This is a genomic window from Clostridium akagii DSM 12554, from assembly GCF_000686725.1.
GTDB classification, from domain to species: domain Bacteria; phylum Bacillota; class Clostridia; order Clostridiales; family Clostridiaceae; genus Clostridium_I; species Clostridium_I akagii.
The window spans coordinates 309,992-328,844 of the sequence record NZ_JMLK01000007.1 but is presented as its reverse complement, the minus strand read 5'-3'; the positions used below and the strand labels follow the sequence as shown (position 1 = coordinate 328,844).

Annotated in this window: 16 protein-coding genes; 4 read left to right on the top strand and 12 right to left on the bottom strand. The window is 30.8% G+C overall.

All coding sequences use genetic code 11. The annotated features are described in order from the left end of the window. Positions 1-4: 4 nt before the first annotated feature. Entirely contained in the window at positions 5-1,267 is a 1,263-nt protein-coding gene (locus BR66_RS0103795) for a Y-family DNA polymerase (protein ID WP_026881713.1), read from the bottom strand. A 248-nt stretch (positions 1,268-1,515) separates the two neighbouring features. On the opposite strand from BR66_RS0103795, the gene gpmA reads away from it, so the two are divergent. Next, a complete protein-coding gene (gene gpmA, locus BR66_RS0103790) occupies positions 1,516-2,286 on the top strand; it encodes a 2,3-diphosphoglycerate-dependent phosphoglycerate mutase (protein ID WP_026881712.1) in 771 nt (256 codons plus the stop codon). A 128-nt stretch (positions 2,287-2,414) separates the two neighbouring features. Here gpmA and ilvN read toward each other — a convergent pair whose 3' ends face one another. From ilvN to namA, 7 genes are all read right to left on the bottom strand, one after another. Continuing rightward, positions 2,415-2,705 (bottom strand): acetolactate synthase small subunit, encoded by a 291-nt coding sequence (gene ilvN, locus BR66_RS0103785; protein WP_026881711.1) that lies wholly within the window; start codon positions 2,703-2,705, stop codon positions 2,415-2,417. After that, complete coding sequence (ilvB, locus tag BR66_RS0103780; protein ID WP_026881710.1) at positions 2,702-4,372, bottom strand: biosynthetic-type acetolactate synthase large subunit; 1,671 nt, start codon at positions 4,370-4,372, stop codon at positions 2,702-2,704. Before ilvB ends, ilvN begins: the two co-directional genes overlap by 4 nt. A gap of 258 nt (positions 4,373-4,630) precedes the next feature. Further along, complete coding sequence (locus BR66_RS0103775; protein ID WP_026881709.1) at positions 4,631-5,965, bottom strand: ATP-binding protein; 1,335 nt, start codon at positions 5,963-5,965, stop codon at positions 4,631-4,633. A gap of 261 nt (positions 5,966-6,226) precedes the next feature. After that, positions 6,227-6,748, bottom strand: coding sequence for a hypothetical protein (locus BR66_RS0103770; protein WP_026881708.1), 522 nt, complete (start codon positions 6,746-6,748; stop codon positions 6,227-6,229). Between the two features lie 78 nt (positions 6,749-6,826). Beyond that, positions 6,827-7,876 (bottom strand): AI-2E family transporter, encoded by a 1,050-nt coding sequence (locus BR66_RS0103765; RefSeq protein ID WP_035795388.1) that lies wholly within the window; start codon positions 7,874-7,876, stop codon positions 6,827-6,829. 139 nt (positions 7,877-8,015) lie between these two features. Then, positions 8,016-8,510, bottom strand: a complete 495-nt coding sequence (locus tag BR66_RS0103760) for a ferritin-like domain-containing protein (RefSeq protein ID WP_026881706.1) — start codon at positions 8,508-8,510, stop codon at positions 8,016-8,018. 125 nt (positions 8,511-8,635) lie between these two features. Further along, positions 8,636-9,649, bottom strand: a complete 1,014-nt coding sequence (gene namA, locus BR66_RS0103755; protein ID WP_026881705.1) for an NADPH dehydrogenase NamA — start codon at positions 9,647-9,649, stop codon at positions 8,636-8,638. Positions 9,650-9,786: 137 nt separating this feature from the next. On the opposite strand from namA, the gene BR66_RS0103750 reads away from it, so the two are divergent. Beyond that, entirely contained in the window at positions 9,787-10,665 is an 879-nt protein-coding gene (locus BR66_RS0103750) for a radical SAM/SPASM domain-containing protein (RefSeq protein WP_026881704.1), read from the top strand. A gap of 81 nt (positions 10,666-10,746) precedes the next feature. Here BR66_RS0103750 and hisS read toward each other — a convergent pair whose 3' ends face one another. The 4 genes from hisS to BR66_RS0103730 form a co-directional block, all read right to left on the bottom strand. Continuing rightward, positions 10,747-12,063, bottom strand: a complete 1,317-nt coding sequence (gene hisS, locus BR66_RS0103745) for a histidine--tRNA ligase (protein ID WP_026881703.1) — start codon at positions 12,061-12,063, stop codon at positions 10,747-10,749. Positions 12,064-12,336: 273 nt separating this feature from the next. Further along, the gene (locus tag BR66_RS0103740) at positions 12,337-13,569 is read right to left on the bottom strand and encodes an L-lactate MFS transporter (protein WP_026881702.1); all 1,233 of its coding nucleotides are present in this window, start codon (positions 13,567-13,569) and stop codon (positions 12,337-12,339) included. Positions 13,570-13,708: 139 nt separating this feature from the next. Next, on the bottom strand, positions 13,709-14,425 hold the full coding sequence (locus BR66_RS0103735) for a LytR/AlgR family response regulator transcription factor (RefSeq protein ID WP_026881701.1): 717 nt from the start codon (positions 14,423-14,425) through the stop codon (positions 13,709-13,711). Positions 14,426-14,429: 4 nt separating this feature from the next. Further along, positions 14,430-16,088, bottom strand: coding sequence for a sensor histidine kinase (locus BR66_RS0103730; protein WP_026881700.1), 1,659 nt, complete (start codon positions 16,086-16,088; stop codon positions 14,430-14,432). A gap of 208 nt (positions 16,089-16,296) precedes the next feature. Here BR66_RS0103730 and uvsE point away from each other — a divergent pair, with 208 nt between their 5' ends. Together uvsE and BR66_RS0103720 are read left to right on the top strand one after the other, a co-directional pair. Continuing rightward, entirely contained in the window at positions 16,297-17,541 is a 1,245-nt protein-coding gene (uvsE, locus tag BR66_RS0103725) for a UV DNA damage repair endonuclease UvsE (protein ID WP_026881699.1), read from the top strand. A 252-nt stretch (positions 17,542-17,793) separates the two neighbouring features. Continuing rightward, on the top strand, positions 17,794-18,789 hold the full coding sequence (locus BR66_RS0103720; RefSeq protein WP_026881698.1) for a sodium:calcium antiporter: 996 nt from the start codon (positions 17,794-17,796) through the stop codon (positions 18,787-18,789). Positions 18,790-18,853 lie beyond the last annotated feature (64 nt).

Sequence of the window (18,853 nt, the reverse complement as noted above, 5' to 3'; positions counted from 1 at the left end):
CTCCTTATAGCCTACTGGACATTTCCGCATATTCATCTTCTCCTACACCACCACTCATTGGCTTTAAACCAGATTGCAAAAACATGCCCCTTTGAACAGAATTTGAACCGTATTTCATCCTAATTTTATCAATAGTACTATCTAATGCTCTGTGTTTTTCCATATCTTTATTATCAAAGATGGATATCTGATAGTTTTCATTTGAGCAGAGTTCTGATACTGATACTCCTAGAAGTCTCAGCTTTTCCCCTTTCCAAACTTCATCAAAAAGAGAATAGGTAGTTTTTACAATTTCATTTGTACAATCCGTTGCATGCATTAATTTGCGTTGCCTTGAATAGCATGAAAAATCACTGTTTTTTATTTCGATAGATACCAGTGTGCAAAGATTTTGTGAATTTCTAAGTCTCATTCCAACAGTTTCACAAAGTGAAAGTAGTACCATATATGCAGTACTCCTATCACTGATGTCAAATGCCATTGTTGTTGAATTACCCATACTCTTCATGTCTGTAAGATTACCTGGTTTTACCTTTGAATTTTCTATTCCATTAGCATAGTTCCATATTAAATTACCATGACTTTTAAACACAGTTTTTAAAATATTAATATCAAAATTTGCAAGTTCACCTATGGTATTAATATTTAATTTATGGAGCTTAGGCTCTGTAGCCCTTCCTACCATAAATAAATCCCCCACAGGCAGTGGCCACATTTTTTTCTTTATCTCATTTTCAAAAAGGGTATGAACCTTGTCTGGTTTTTCCAAATCCGAAGCCATTTTTGCTAAGAGCTTGTTATGAGCTATTCCTATATTAACTGTAAATCCAAGTTCCCTATTTATCCTATCTTTTATATCATACGCAAGTTTCATTGTATCTTTATAGATATTTTCCATATTGGAAAAATCCAAAAAACACTCATCAATGGAAAACCTCTGTATTACAGGTGTAAACTCATTTAAAATATTTAGCATAGCATTGCTACATCTTACATATAAATCATATTTAGGAGCCACAACCTTAAGTTTCGGGCATTTTTGCCTTGCTGAAAACAAAGATTCTCCAGTTTTAATATTGTATTTTTTAGCTAACATAGATTTTGCTAAAACTATTCCATGACGGCTTAATGGATCTCCTCCTATAACTGCTGCTATTTTTCTTATATCCACAGTTTCTCCGTGTTGAAGTGCATCTGCCGCAGTCCATGATAAAAAAGCTGAATTCACGTCGATGTGAAAAATTATTTTTTCCTTACACTTTCCCATATACAAACCTTCCATCTTCATATATTAAACCCTGTTGTTACATATTTTTATCCAATTAATTATATTATATACGAACATATGTTCTGTGTAAAGAATTTTAATTTAAACTATAAAATTTTTATTTTTAATAATAATTATTATCTCTTGTAATCTCTATGTCAATTGTATAGAATTTATATAAAGAAGCTACAATATTTTATAACACACATTATAAAAATAAATATATAAAGTTACCAGGAGGGATTTTTATGACAAAATTAGTTTTAATTAGACATGGTGAAAGTGAATGGAATAAAGAGAATAGATTCACCGGTTGGACAGATGTAGATTTATCTGAAAAAGGTCTAGAAGAAGCAAAACACGCAGGAAAGATATTAAAAAGCAATAATTATTTGTTTGATATTTCTTACACTTCAGTTTTAAAAAGAGCAATAAAAACACTTTCTTCTATTTTAGAAGAATTAGATCTTTTATGGATACCTGTATATAAATCCTGGAAACTTAATGAAAGACATTATGGTGCACTTCAAGGTTTAAACAAAGCTGAAACCGCTAAAAAATATGGAGATGAGCAAGTTCACAAATGGAGACGATTTGTAGACGTAAGACCACCATCACTGGAAAAAACCGATGAGAGATATGCAGGTAATGAAGCTAAATATCATGACTTAAAGGAAGAAGAAATACCTGTTACTGAAAATCTTGATGATACTCAAAAAAGAGTAATTGAATACTGGCATGAGTTTATTGTTCCTGAAATAAAGCTGGGAAAAAAAATTATTATAGCTGCTCATGGAAATACATTAAGGTCGCTTGTAAGATATCTTGATAAAATTCCTGGAAATGGAATAGCTAATTTAAACATACCAACTGGTGTTCCTCTTGTTTATGAATTAAATGAAGATTTATCACCAATACGCCACTATTATTTAGGTATGGATGGTGAATTACCTGAAGAAATTATTTCTGCTGACATACCAAAAAAAGTGGAAGATTACAAAACTATTATTGAAAAGTAGTGTAAATATTACTTTGATTTTAAATTTGCAGAAGAGGTATTACAGTAGAAACCAGACTCTACTGTAATACCTCTTCTTATGTTTATATTACTATTTTACACCAAGGAAAAATAGTCTTAACTTTTTACCTATAGCTTGCCTAGTTCGTTATCTAATTTATTGAAAATTGGGTATTGATCTTCAGCATGTAGTGAAACATCTAAAACATCATACAACTTCTCCAGTTGTTTTATTATCTGTTCTGTTCTCTCATCATTTTTTATTAATAAATACATTTGACTGGTGTTACTATCACCTATCTCTGAACATATTATACCTTCTAAATTAAAAGCCCTTCTAGAGAATAGTCCTACAATGTGAGACATAACTCCTGGATGATTGTTAACTATTAATTTTATTACATAGTTTTCTGTAATCATATTATTTCACCACCTACCATTTCAGAAATACCTGCTCCAGGCACTACCATTGGTACTACATTCTCAAATTCTTCAATTGGTATATTTATTAAATATGGTCCTTTTTCACTAAACATCTTCTTAAATACTTCGAATGGTCTCTCATCTTTTTTAATATTATATCCATTAATTCCAAATCCCTTTGCTATAACTGCAAAATCTGGACTTGTAGCAAATTTTGATGCCATATAATGCTCATGGTAAAACAATTGTTGTTGCTGTCTTACAAGACCCAAATGTCCATTGTTTAGTATTATTATTTTTACGTTTAGCTGCAAGTCTGCCAAAGTAGCAAGTTCTTGAATATTCATCAAAAACGATCCATCACCAGAAAAACAAATTATAGTTTTATCTTTATTTGCAATTGCTGCACCAATTGCTGCAGGAAGACCAAAACCCATAGTTCCAAGTCCACTAGATGTTAAAAGTGTTTTGGGGTGTTTAAATGGATATGTTTTCACAACCCACATCTGATGTTGCCCAACATCTGTGGTAATTAAAGCATCATCTGGAGCTAAATTGCTTACCATTTTAATTATATTTATTGGATGAAATTCATCCTTATCCTTAGGCAAAGATATTGGCATTTTATTTTTTTTGTCTTGTATATGTGTTATCCAAGTTTTTCTGTTATTATTGTCAATGAAATCTATGATTTTTTCCATGACTTTGGCTATATCTGCACAAATTGATAGATTGGCTTTTTTTATTTTATCTATTTCTACATCATCTATGTCCACATGAATTATTTTAGCTTCAGGACAAAATTTATTTATATTTCCAACTGCTCTATCATCAAAACGAACTCCAAACGCAAGTATAAGATCTGCTTCATTTAAGAGTAAGTTAGTATATCTTTCACCATGCATTCCAAGCATTCCAATATAAAGAGGATCTTCTATTGGAAAAGTACCAAGGCCCATTATTGTTGTAACTACTGGTATATTATTCTTTTTTGCAAACTTATACAAAATTTCTGAAGAATCTGAATTTGTAATTCCACCACCAATATATAAAATTGGTTTATCTGAATCATTTATCATCTTTGCAGCTTCTTTAATTAACGCTTCATCAATAGTATTAATCTGGATTTCAACATTAAGTTCAGGCCATTTTTCAAATTCTACCTCTTCTGTTTGCACATTTTTAGGGATATCAACTAAAACAGGTCCTTTTCTGCCTTCTTCTGCAATTTTAAAAGCTTCAGGAATAACATGAAAAAGTTCCTCAGCAGATCTGACAAAAAAATTATGTTTTGTTATTGGTACTGTTAGCCCGTATGTGTCCACTTCTTGAAAAGAATCAGTTCCCACATAGTCATAGGACACTTGACCTGTTATAGCAACTATTGGCACAGAATCAAGTTTTGCATCAGCAATTCCAGTTAAAAGATTTGTTGCTCCTGGACCAGATGTTGCAAAGCATACTGCTGCCTTTCCTGTTGACCGAGCTATCCCATGGGCAATAAACGCAGCACCTTGTTCATGTCTGGCTAATATGTGTTTTATTCCACTACTATACATTGCATCATAAAGTGGAAGATTTGTTCCACCGGGAATTCCAGCAATAACATCTATCCCTAATCTCTCTAAAAGTTTTATTGTGATTTCAGCCCCACTCAATCTCATTTAAAAACCCCCTATTTTTTCAACATGTCTAATTTCATGATATATAAAATTCCCTCATCCCCAGATAAGGATGAAGGATATACATACTTCTATATTTCACTAACTATAACTTTACTTATTTTTAACAAATTTTATTACGTAAAAGTATTGTTGTCAATGGTTTTTAGCTATTATTGTATTTTATATTTTAAATAGGCGTTTTTTTCTTAATTCCATAAAATCACTCTATGAAAATTAACGATTTTAACTTCTCACCTGTCACTTCTCACTTGTCCCCTGTCCCTCTATCCAATCCACAAATTGCCTAGCTGTTCTTGCGGAACGACCATTATACCAAAGTTCCCATTTTTTAGCTTCACTATGCAAAACGTCTCTATCAATATTCAGATTTCTTTTTGCTGCAATGCCGTCCACAATTTCTAAATATTTTTTCTGATCTGGTGAAGAGAATACAACGTTTATACCAAATCTATCTGCAAGAGATAGTTTTTCTTGAACGCTATCTCCAGAATGAACTTCTTCGCCATTATTTCCTAACCTCTCACTAAAATATTCTTTTACCAGATGTCTTCTATTAGAAGTGGCATATATTAAAATATTTGAAGATTTACTCTCAAGACCTCCTTCTAGTATTGCCTTAAGTGCTGTGTAACTCTCTTCATCATCGCCAAACACTAGGTCATCTACAAAAATTATAAACCTCTGTGTTCTATCCTTTAAATTTCTTATTATGTCAGGAAAGTCTGTAAGATAAGCCTTTGGAACTTCAATCATTCTAAGTCCTTCTGTATAATACTTATTTAATATTGCTTTTACCGTTGATGATTTTCCGGTTCCTCTATCCCCATGTAAAAGCACATTATTTCCAGAATATCCATTTAGAAATTGCACTGTATTTTCTATAATTACAGATCTCTCTACCTCATATCCAATAAGATCTTCTATTTCAACTGAATCTGGCTTCTTTATTCCATTAAAGTAACCTTTTCCATTTGCGCGCTCCCAAACAAAAGCCCTATACTCAGCAAATGCTCCATAACCATAGTTTTTATGGAAGACTTCAAGCTCCTCTGTAAATTCTGACCAACTACTTGCAACACATAATTTTTTCTTTATAATATTTATATGTTCTGGATAATCATCTGTATTACACTCTGAACATTTAGCAGTCCATTCGGGTAATTTTTGAATAATATATTTGAATTCATTTTCACTAAAATAACTTGATAAGTAGTTTTTAATAGTCCTAGGATTTACTCTTGATAGTAGCTGAAGATTTTCTAAATCTATATGTACTGCTGCTTTTATGAAATCTCTTTTATTACTTGGCTTATAGTTATCAAATCCCTTAGAAAATGGATTTTCATCAAATAAAATTTTATCTATAATATGTTCTTCTAAAGAGTTTGCCTCACTTTGAGCTAAATTATAAAAAAATTCATTATAAAGATCAAGAACTATAGATAGCTGCTTCTCATCACCACTAATATAATCAAGTAATGCTTTAAGCTTTTTAATCACGGTATCCTCTAGTAAGTTTCTATAAATAGAAATTGTATTTAATGCTAGTTTAGAACTTTTAATTTCAAACATTCTTGTCCCCCAATTAATTTTTCATTTTATTGTGAAAAAGGTGATTTTATGAACTAACATTCGGATAACATTATAAAGTGAAACTTCCAACCTAGGTGGAGGTTTCACTCTAGCAATCTGAATGAAAAATAGATTAACGCACGGATTAGTTATTTTATTAAGATACTTTATCTATTTATCTTAATAAATTGAGTCTTAAAAGTCAACTTACTAAACCATATAAATGTAACTATATGATGGTAAAATTTTTAAAAGTATATTTTAATAACATTGAAAACTTTGAATATCCCTTAAATCAATTCCAAAGTATATCCATCTATGACCATTCCACTTATAACCTGATGCAGACTCTCTGCCTATATAGGTAAGCCAAGCCCAAAAGGATTTCCCTCTTCTAGGCCAAATATAAACATATCTATATATACAAGGTCTTAATGCACCTGGATCAACAGCCTTTAGATTTGCTTCACCACTCTTTTGTGATTTAACAGGTGCTTTTGTTGGTGGTGGTCCTGGAGGTGATCCTTGATGTTGTCCTTGTGGTGGTCTTGGAGGCGATTGGTGATGTGATCCATGCTGCTGACTTCCAGGGTATACTGGATAGCCTGGGCCAGTCTGTCTACCCCTTTCACCCTCTTCAGAATAAGAATATCTATATGGGCAGAAAGGTGGAATCTCAAAATCGTCATATTGCTGTGAATCATAGTCATTGTAAAATTCGTCGCTGTTCTCATTGTATGTTCCTTCTGGCTCCTGATGTCTGTAGTAATTACAGTAATACATGGTTTTTCTCCTTTTTTTTGATCTCACTATAATATATGCAACTTTACACATGTGGGTAACACTAAAACATAGTTCTATCTAAATGTTTTGATTATTTCCACTCATAGTCAAAACTATATTTTTTAAGATTGCATATACTGGAACCACTGCAAAAGCAGCAAAAGGTCCAAACACTGCCACTGCAAGTATTACTAAAATTATATCTGTTAATGGATGTATATTCATGCTCTTAGACATGACTATAGGTACAACAACTCTTCCTTTTAAGGTTTGAACAACTATAAACACAACCATAAGTTTTATAAGCATAGATATCCCCATGCTCACTGCAATAACTACTGGAATTATCATTGCTATAAAAAATCCTACAAATGGTATAAATGCTAAAATAAAAGTTATAGAGGCAAGCAAGATTGCATCTGGCATCCCTATTATTTTATACCCAATAAAAATCAACATTGCTAGTGACAATGCTACTTTAGCTTGACCTGTAACATAATGATTTAATATATCATCACTATCATTTAGCAGTTTGGATATTAATTTTTTCTTATTATTATCTTTTGTAACCACCAATATTTTATCATGGAGCTTATGACCATCACATAATAAATAGTACACCATTATTATTATTAGTAGCACAGCAGAAAAGGTATTCATAAAATATCCTACTACCTTTTTGGTTATTTGTCCTAAGCTACCCATATATCCCTTCACCATACCAGTTAACAAAGAATACATTTCATTCAAATTTATAAAATTATCTATCCATTTTATTGTTTCATGTATCTTGTTTTTATCATTTATTATTTCAATAAGCTCACTGCTTATTTGATAAAATTGTTCATAAATATATTTTCCAAAATAAGCTCCAACACCACTTAAAATAAATATGAAAATAAGCAGAGTTAACATACTAGATTTTCCATAACTTATTCCTTTATGAATAAAAATTAGATTTAGAGGTCTTATTATATAATATATTAAAATAGATAAAAATAATGGAATTATAACCGTTTTATCCACAGTTATAACAAGCTTTCTTAAAAATTGCATTTTGCTTAAAAACATCAATGCCAAAAGTACCAAGTTTATTATTAGTAAATAATGAATTGCTTTATTTTTCAATTTACCACACCCTAACAAAAATACTTGAATTTATTTTAAGCATATTCCATAGATTTAATTCCTCTATTTATATTAATTTGTGAACTAGTTAGACTAAAAAAGAGTAGCACCATTTCCTGGTACTACTCTAAACCCAATATTAATGCTGATATTCACATAGTAGTTCTTTAAATATTTTCACGTGAAGTTTTTCATCCAAAATAATTCTTTCTAAAAGATTTTGTATGCTACAATTTTTTATTTTTACGATATGCTTTTCATACTGAAGTATTGCCTGGTATTCACTGTTTATTGCAAGCTTTAGCCTTTCTTCCGTACTACAACCATAAGGTACAAAACTACTACACCAAGTTTCACCACAACCACTAATAAATTTAGGTTTAACCCCCAAATCAACAATAACATCTCCAAGTAAAGCTAAGTGACACATTTCCACCTGGGCAATCCCTAAAAATACATCTTGAATGCATTCATTACAAGTGACAAGATGAGCATAAATATATTGTGCGATGGCTGTATATTCACTAACACAAGATGCGTAATTGTCTAAAAGTAAAGCAGCATAGCATTTATTTTTTCTATCAATACATACCTCAGGGTATGGTAAGTTTACCCTAAAACAGGATTTATCCATGTAGTTCATCTCCTTTGCATCTCTTGCAATATTATAATATTGCTATGCAAAGATAGAAGTACTTAACATTATCCTAGAAATTAAAAACATTTCACAAAAATCCAGTATTTTCTTGTCACTATCCACTAAAAAGCGCGTTTATATTGTTCTGGCAACTCAATATCTATATTTTTTTCCTTTGCTTTATTAAGTACCCAAAAAGGATTTCTTAGTAACTCTCTTCCTAAAGCAACTAAATCAGCTCTTCGGTTTGATAGTATCTCTTCTACCATATCTATTTCCGTTATTAATCCTACTGCTATAGTTGGGATATTACACTCCCTTTTTATAGTCTCAGAAAAATTCACCTGATAACCTGGATAAAGATTTATATGTGCCGGAACAAGTCCACCGGAACTAACGTGTACAACATCCACATATTCTTTCACTATATTTATAATTTGAACCATTTCTTTCGTTGACATTCCACCTTTTTTATAATCTTCAGCGGATACTCTTAAAGATATTGGTTTTCCTTTAGGCCAAACTTCCTTTACTGCCACAAGAATCTCCTTTAAAAATCTAGCTCTATTTTCTGTAGTTTTGCCGTACCCATCTTGTCTTAAATTAGAAAGTGGAGATAAAAATTGATCTATTAAATATCCATGTGCAGCATGTATTTCTATGGCATCAAACCCTGCTTTATCTGCTCGAACTGCTGCCTCTTTAAACTTCAATATAATTTCCTTTATTTCAAGCTTAGTAAGCTCTTTAGGTAGCTTATACTTTTCATCATAACTAACAGCACTAGGCGCTAAAGGCTGTCCAGAACTACCCAGGTATTTTCTACCTGCATGATTTAATTGTATTCCTATTTTAGCACCATATTTTTTTACACCTTGTACTAAAGTTTTTAAACCTTCTATATGTTTATCATCCCATATGCCTAAATCATTGTCACTAATTCTTCCATTAGGTGTTATTCCTGTTGATTCAACTATTATAAACCCAACTCCGCCTAAAGATCTTGTAGTATAATGATTAATGTGAAAATCATTTACATTGCCAGAATTATCTGCTGAATACATGCACATAGGTGGCATTACTATTCTATTTTTAAGTTTTAGTGATTTTATGCTATATTCTTCAAAAGTTTTCATATTTGAACCCTCCACATATATTATTTTTCTTGCTAATAATAATTATATTTCTTATAATATGATTTGCATAGTAACATGATTTTTTATCTACTTGACGTTAAGTATAACACTTTATTCAATACGAGGAGATTTTACTAATGAAAAAATTTAAGAAGACTTATATAGAAATAACTAATGTTTGTAATTTAAATTGCGAATTTTGTCCCAGTTCAGAACGTAATCCTGAATTTATGAAAATTGAACTATTTGAAAAAATACTAAGTGAAATAAAAAATTATTCTGATCAAATATATTTTCATGTTAAAGGAGAACCTTGTATGCATCCGCTACTAGGTACATTTTTAGATATGGCATATGCTTATGGTTATAAAGTAAATATAACTACCAATGGCACACTTATAGAAAGTTCAAAGGAACTAATGCTAAATAAACCTGCTTTAAGGCAAGTGAATTTTTCACTTCATAGCTTTGATGCAAACCTAAAAACCACCACTAAAGAAAAATATTTAGATGATATTTTAATCTTTGCCAAAGAAGCCTCAAAAAATACAAATATAATCTCTTCCCTTAGGTTATGGAATCTAAGTGAGGACAACAACATTAACCTTAGTGAAGAAACTAATAAGTACATTCTTAGACAAATAGAAGATACTTTTAATCTTGATTACAAGATAAAAGAAAAGCTAGGCATAGCTCGTGGTATAACCCTTGCTCCAAACATCTATCTAAATCAGTCCTCACTTTTTAATTGGCCTGACATAAATGAAAGCGATGGAAATGTATGTGGTTTTTGTTATGGGCTAAGGGATCAAGTTGCTATTCTAGTGGATGGCAGCGTAGTTCCTTGTTGTCTTGATGGTGAAGGCATAATTAATTTAGGTAATATACAACATAGTCACTTTGATGAAATTATAGAAAATAAGCGGTCAAATGCATTATATGATGGTTTTTCCAATAGAAATGTGGTTGAACCTCTATGTCAAAAATGTGACTATAGAAGAAAGTTCAACAAATAAACTAAAATATCCAGTTAAAAAAAGCCTTAATAATTTCTTATTTGAGCTTTAAGAAATTATTAAGACATTAAAATCCAAAAATCATTTCACCCTATTCAAAATTTCCTGAGCACTAAGCTTTTCTTGCTCTCCGGTTTCCATATTTTTGAAAGTCAGAATTCCACTTTTAATTTCTTCTTCACCTATTATAACTATATAAGGAATTCCTGCATTATTTGCATAGGTAAGTTTTTTACCAAATTTATTCTTTTCAAGATAAACTTCAGAGTTAATACCTTCATTTCTTAATTTATTCATAATGGAGATGGCATAATCCATATTTTCATCCATTGGTACTACTAAAACCTTTGTTAATGTCGATGGTAATGTTTCTTCTTTTAGAATACCTATATCCTTAAGCTGAGAAAATAATCGTGTTATTCCTATAGACATTCCCACACCTTGAAGTTTTTCATTAGTATAATATTCAGCTAAGTTATCATAACGGCCACCTGAACATATTGATCCTATACCTTTAAAATCCTCAAGTATTGTTTCGTAAACCGTACCTGTATAATAATCTAATCCTCTAGCTATCTTTAAATCTATAACATAGTTTTCTTCCGTAACTCCGTAGCATTCTAAGTAATGGCTTACAATTTCAATTTCCTCCAGGCCTTCTTTAAAAGTTGGCTCTTCAATATTTAATGCTTTAAGCTCATTTAAAATTTTTGATTTGTCTCCAGCTATACTTATAAAAGATATTATTTTATCCACAATATCTGCAAGAAGTCCAATAGTTGTTAACTCTTTAGCCACTGCATCTTCGCCTATTTTATCCAATTTATCCACGATTCTTAATACATTTGTTGCATCTGCCACATTTAATGATTTGAAAAAACCATTTAAAATTTTTCTATTATTTATATGTATTTTAAATGCAGGTAATCCTATTTCTTTAAATATAGAACAGATTATACTTGGAAGTTCAGCATCATTTACAAGGCTTAGTTCTCCCTTTGAAATAACATCTATATCACATTGATAAAATTCACGATAACGTCCTTTTTGATTTCTTTCCCCTCTATACACTTTTCCAATCTGGTATCTTCTAAATGGAAAAACAAGATTTTCCATATGTTGTGATGCGTATCTAGCAAATGGAACCGTTAGATCAAACCTTAATGATATATCATTACTTCCTTTTGTAAACCTATAAATTTGTTTATCAGTTTCTTCGCTTCCTTTGGCAAGAAGTATTTCACTCTTTTCCATTACTGGCGTATCAATGGGTACAAATCCACCTTTTTCGTAATTGTTTTTTATGATATCCATAATTCTATTAAATTCTATTTGTTCTTTAGGCAATAATTCCATGAAACCTGATAATATTGATGGTTTGATAATTTTATTATTCATCTTTTTCTCCTCCTTAATACATAAAAAAGCCGTGCAGAATCATACCTGCACGGCTACCAATAATTTAATTAAAGCGCCATCACCATAGATACAATTCCAGTTAAACCAGACTGGTATCTATGGCTATTTTTACCCATGATACAAGTCCTAACAATGGTGATGGTAAGTTAATACTAGTACTTTAATTAAATTCCTCATATTTTTCTCCTAATTATACAAATTGACCTTTTTAAATTATACCATATTGAAATTAACCCTTCAAGTCTTATTAAATTATGCAGTTCTTCTTTTACCCGAAAGTTTTGTCTTTGTTTTCATTATTGCTTTTGCCTCTGGTCTCTTTATTGTAAGAGCTATAGCAATTGAAATTATGCACATTACACCTATAATCATAAACGTTATTTTATATCCGCCTACCATACTTGCAATAATTGATCCTGACAAAGCTCCGAGTCCAAAACCTTGATATATTATTCCATAATTTTTACTGTGATTTTTAAGTCCAAAGAACTCTCCAACAATTGCTGGGAAAACAGTGATGTTACCACCAAAGCAAAATGCAATTCCGGCAACACAGGCAAAGAATATTGCAAAATTCATATGAACTGTACTCATAATAATTACACTTGTAGCCATTATAGCGAAGCCAAATATTACAACTTTAAGTCTGCCAACTTTATCTGATAAAGTTCCTAAAATAATTCTTCCTGCAGTATTAGAAATTGCTACCATTGCTACTGCATTTGCAGCTACTAGTGGTGTAAGCCCTACGAGTTGTACCCCTATATCCTTAACAATTCCTATAAGATAAAGCCCGCTCATACAGGTTGTAAACATCATGATAAATAGCAAATATGATTCTTTTTTCTTTAACATTTGTCTTGGCGATAAATCTTCTACCATAGATTTATTACTAGCAACTTCTTTCACGTCTGGTGCATCTTTTAGAAGTTGTGCGCCACCAACTACCAATACAAATGCTATAATACCCCAGCATAAAAATGCTACTGTAACTCCTTTTGAACTCATTACACCTGAATTTATATATTTAAATATTAAGCTTCCAATACCATAGGATCCTACAGAAATTCCTGATATAAGACCTTTTTTCTCAGGGAACCATTTTATACAATTTGAGAGTGAAGTTATGTATGCTATTCCATCTGCAGCGCCCACGATCACACCAGCTGTTAAATAAAGCATTGCTAGCGAGTTTACTTTAGATGTTAATATAAGTCCACCACCAAGTATTATGCCTGCAAAAGTTATAAGTTTTCTTATTCCAATTTTATCTTGAATTCTCCCTGCAAATAGAGTTGAAAATGCCAATGCAAAACTAGTAATTGAAAAAGTAACTGATACACTACTTAACTGCCAACCAAACTTATCCGCAAGAGGTTGATTAAATAAACTCCATGTATAGATTGTTCCAAGTCCTATTTGAGTAACTATGGTACCTAATAATATTAAAAGTCTGTTCTGAGATGTTTTTTGAATTTTTAACATTACCCTCACTCCCCTTATATAAATGTTATAATATAAACCTTTTCATCTAGTTTTCTTTGTCTTGATGTAAGTATATATCTATATTTAAGGGAGATGTCTGTTTATGAGTGAGATGCTATTATAGTTACATAGGATGCATTTATATATTCATCAACTGCTTGAATTTTTTTACATTGCTTCTACTAACGGGGATTTCTTCTGGAATATCCTTAAGCCTTAAGTTATAAGTGTTATTAAACCAAGGTATTATTTCTTTTATTTTAGTAATATTTACAATATATGATCTATGACATTTAAAAAACATTTCCTTTGGCAGGGTGTCATAAAATTCTGATATAGACATTTTCATCAGATATTCTTCGTCTTTTGTTAGTACACTGGTTTCTCTCTCCTTTGCCTCACAATAATATATATCATCCACATTTGTAACTATTATTTTATCATTTTTAAACAGATTTATTCTATTTATAATTGCATGATTATTTCCATTTTTCGCATTATAACTAAGTTCAAGTTTTTTAAGCATTGATCTAATTCTTGATTCATCATAGGGTTTTAATATATAGTCAAAGGCTTCTATTTCAAAAGCTTCAACAGCATGTTCTCTATATGCTGTTATAAAAACAATATATGGTTTTTCAGAAAATTGACTGATATTTTTTGCAATAACTACCCCATCCACAGATCTTATATTAATATCTAAAAATATGACATCAACCTTATTTTTTTGTATAAATTTTAATACATCTATTCCATCTTCAAATTCCCCAGCTATTTCTATATTACTGAAATTTTTGATAAAATATTTTAATTCTTCCCTAGCCAAAAATTCATCCTCAACTATTATACATTTCACACTCTCATCTCCTAATAAAAAATTCCATTTTTGTTCCTTTTTCTAATCTTTCTATATTTATGCCTTCACCATACATAAGTTTAAGCCTCAAGTGAACATTGTATAAACCAATTTTATTTTCAGGCATATTTCCACTATAAACCTTATGAATTATTTCTTCACTTATACCAATTCCAGTATCCTCAATTATGATTTTTACGCTTTTATCCTCACAATTTTTCACGCTTAGTTTTATCGTTCCTGAACCTTTTTCAGGCAGAATACCATGAATTATTGCATTTTCCACTATGGGTTGTATTATAAGACTAGGTACTTTTATATTTACATCATCAATTTCATAAACAAGATTAATCTTATCTCCAAACCTGGCTTTTTCTATTTCCACAAAATCCATAACCTGCTTAAGTTCTTTTTTTATATCAATTAACCCATCATTAATTTCAAGATTATACCTTAAATAGTTTGATAAATTTATAATAAGTTCCCTTGCCTTATCAGGATTTATTCTAATAAATGAAGTTATTGCATTTAGCGCATTAAACAAAAAGTGTGGGTTTATTTGCCTCTGCAAGGCTCTAATTTCAGCCTTATTTGCGGTTTCCCGTATCTGTTCAATCTTAGACACTTCCATTAAAGTTGATATTATTTGTGATAAACCAGTTGAAAGTGCTTTAATAGAATAAGTTATCTTATTGGAATTTTTGTAATATATTTTCAAGGTACCGCTTACCCCATTTTTATCTTCAAAAGGTATTATTATTGCGGATTTTAAATTTCTGTGATCATTTTTTGTATTGTCATTATTTATTAATATTTTATTGTTTAAAATTGCGGCTTTAGTTGCTCCATTTATTTCTTTATCAGCAACATTATATATATCCTCATCAACGCCCACGTAAGCAAGTACATGGATTTTATCAGTTATAGATACAGCATCTGCCTGCATATGTTCTTTAATTATAGTACATATCTTTCTTAGGGCTTCATTATTTATATCTCTAAAATAGGGCAATGTCTCATTGGCAATATCTAGTGCCAGCTTTGACTGCTGACCCGCTATCATTTCCTTTTCGTCATCTACAAACTGCATTAAAAGTATAATAAAGCCTACATTTACTTCTCCAAGTATCATTGGCAAAGCTATTTTTGAAACTATGCTTAATCCAAGTGTATATGGTTTTGTCATTATTAATATAAGAATCATAGTTAATACTTCACAAACCATACCAAGGGAAATTCCTGCTATGTACAAATATTTTCTTGAAATTTTTTTATTTATGTATCCTGATGATATTCCAGCTACTATGCTTGTTATAAGACATGGAAGTGAGGTTACTCCATGAATATCTATTAAAAATCTATGACTACCTGCCACTAGTCCTGTTATTATTCCTACCTCGGGTCCAAATAATATACCACTGGATACTATCGTTATCGTCCTTATGTTTAATAAAGATCCATCTACCTTAATACCGGAATACGTTTCAAAAATAGCAAAAGCTGAAAATATAGTACATATAATTGCTATGTCCTTTTTTTCATATTTCTCTTTTTGAAATATTTCTCTAAAACCTTTTATTCTTGTGACTACAAATAGCATTACTAGTAGCCACATGGCTCTCTCCATGAGCATAGTTAACATATTAAAACTATATATTATCATAATTAAAATCCTCTCACCTCAAATTTAGCTTGTCACTTGTTCTATTCTACCCTTTTATCCAGTAATTTTCAAAAAAATACAAAAAAATATTTACTTGTGTTATAATTTTAGACTACAATACTGATGAGTAACAGTATTGTAAAAGGAAATAGAATAGCATACTCACCAGTTATTTTTCTCAAGATGCCTAAAGAAAGGTGTGACGTCAATGCTTAATTACAAAATAGGATACGCTTGCAGTCCAATCAGCCTGCAATATAGAACCTCTAGAAGTACAATATTAAAAAATTTCACTGAAGAAAAATTTAATGAATGTGTAAACGAAAATTTAAAAGATTTAAAAAGTATTCTAGATTGGAATATAAAAAACAATATATACTTTTTTAGAATTAGTTCAGATATAATACCTTTTGGGGGCCATGAGGTAAATAATATAAAGTGGTGGGATACATTTAAATATGAGCTTGAAAACATAGGTAATTTCATAAATGAGAATGATATTAGAGTTTCTATGCATCCAGGTCAATATACAGTTTTAAATTCTACAAAAGAATCAGTAGTCACAAAAAGCATATTAGACCTAGAATACCATTGCAGATTTTTAGATGCTTTAAAGGTTGATTACACAAATAAAATAACACTTCATCTTGGTGGAGTTTATGGAGATAAACCTACCGCAGTCAAACGATTTATTTCAGGTTTTAATAGATTATCTCCCTCACTAAAAAAACGGCTAGTTTTAGAAAATGATGATAAAAGTTACACTATAAAGGATGTTATAGCTCTCTGCAAAATCCTTAAAATACCCGCTATATTTGATAATCTTCATAATAAACTAAATCCCTGTGATCTCACTTTGGATGAAATTTTAAGTGAAGTTGCTTCAACCTGGACTGAAAATGATGGTGCCATAAAAATGCATTATTCAGAACAGGATGCTAATAAAAAAAACGGTTCTCATTCTAAATTTGTGATAACAAAAAATTTCATTGAATATCTAGGGCAAATCCATCACTTAAAAGTTGATATAATGCTTGAAGTTAAAGATAAAGAATTATCTGCTTTAAAATGTGTCAATATCCTTAATCTGCATCCAAGTCCTTCAATAAAATATTCTCAGTGGGCAAAATATAAGTATTCTGTTATGGAAAAGAACTATACAAATTATAAGTATTGCAGTAAAATTGTAAATTCTCCTAATACTATGATTAATATTTATGAAGCCATAGATCAGGCACTACTGCTACCTTTTAGCCAAGGAAATTTTATAAATACCGCTGAGCATGTATATGGTTATGTGAAAAAATATACTACAATGAAAGAAAAAGAGATTTTTTTCAATTTATTAGAGGAACCTTTACTGAATAAGGACAAAATTAAATTAGTACTTCAAAGACTATGTAAAAAGTATGGGCAAAATTATATAAATGAATCTTATTATTTTATATATTGACACAAAAAAGTTATATTAGTATAATAGGAGGAATGTCACATATTTCTTAATAACAAAAGGGAGTAGTTTACTAGATATTGTCAACATATTGGCTTTAAGGCACTTGAAATAGAATAGACTAGTTTATAGTCTGTTTTTTTCGAAAGGTTCCTCATGCCTGGCAATATCCGCGGAAATGCGAAACGAGACTTTTGGCGTGTTTATTTTAACATGCTAGAGGTCTTTTATTTTTTTTATGAAAGGAGAATCAACATGGCTATAAATATTTTAGTTATGCTTGCAGCTGCACTGATTATATATTTTAGCAGTGAGCTATTTGTAAATGGTGTTGAATGGGTTGGGAAAGCCTTTAATATTTCTCAAAATGCAGTAGGTACAGTTCTTGCAGCTTTTGGTACGGCTTTACCTGAAAGTATTGTGACCTTCATAGCTGTAGTATTTGGTACTACATCTAGTCAAAAAGATATTGGGGTTGGTGCAGCACTTGGGGGACCACTAGTTTTAAGTACCCTTGCCTATGCCATTGTTGGAATTAGTATAATATTATTCACTGGAAAGAGGACATCTGGCAGTTGCCTAAAGTTTAACAATAAAAAACTTGCTAGAGATCAAGTCTGGTTCATGGGAATTTTTGCTTTTAAAGTTTTTTTAGGTCTTGTAGCCTTTTCAATAAAACCATGGCTAGGTTTTCTGTTTTTAGGTGCCTATGCTCTTTATTTTTATAAAGAAATGAGTGCTGAGGTTGAGGAAACAACAGAGAAATTAGAACCTTTAAAACTATGTCCTAAAAGCAAAACTCCCCCGAAATCAATGATATTAACTCAAACATTATTAGCACTTATATTCATATTTCTTGGATCACAATTATTTGTACATAATTTAGAATCTCTAAGTGTGGCACTTGGAATGCCTGCACATTTAGTCGCATTGCTGCTAAGCCCTGTAGCAACAGAATTACCTGAGATAGTTAATGCAGTTATATGGGTAAGACAAGGTAAAGAAAAACTTGCTCTTGCAAACATAAGTGGATCCATGATGATTCAAGCTACAATACCAAGTGCATTAGGTATTATATTTACACCTTGGTTATTTGATACATCACTTATTATTTCAGCCATAATAACCTTTATTGCTATTATAGCTATATGGCTTAATTTAAAAAAACATTGTATATCTGCCAAAAGATTATCTATGAACGCTATATTTTATGTTATTTTCATAGCCTGTATAATCTTTATAAACAGATAAACAAACCATAGTTTTATTTGTTATAAGAGAATAAAACAAATACATTATAAATGGATTTGTTTTA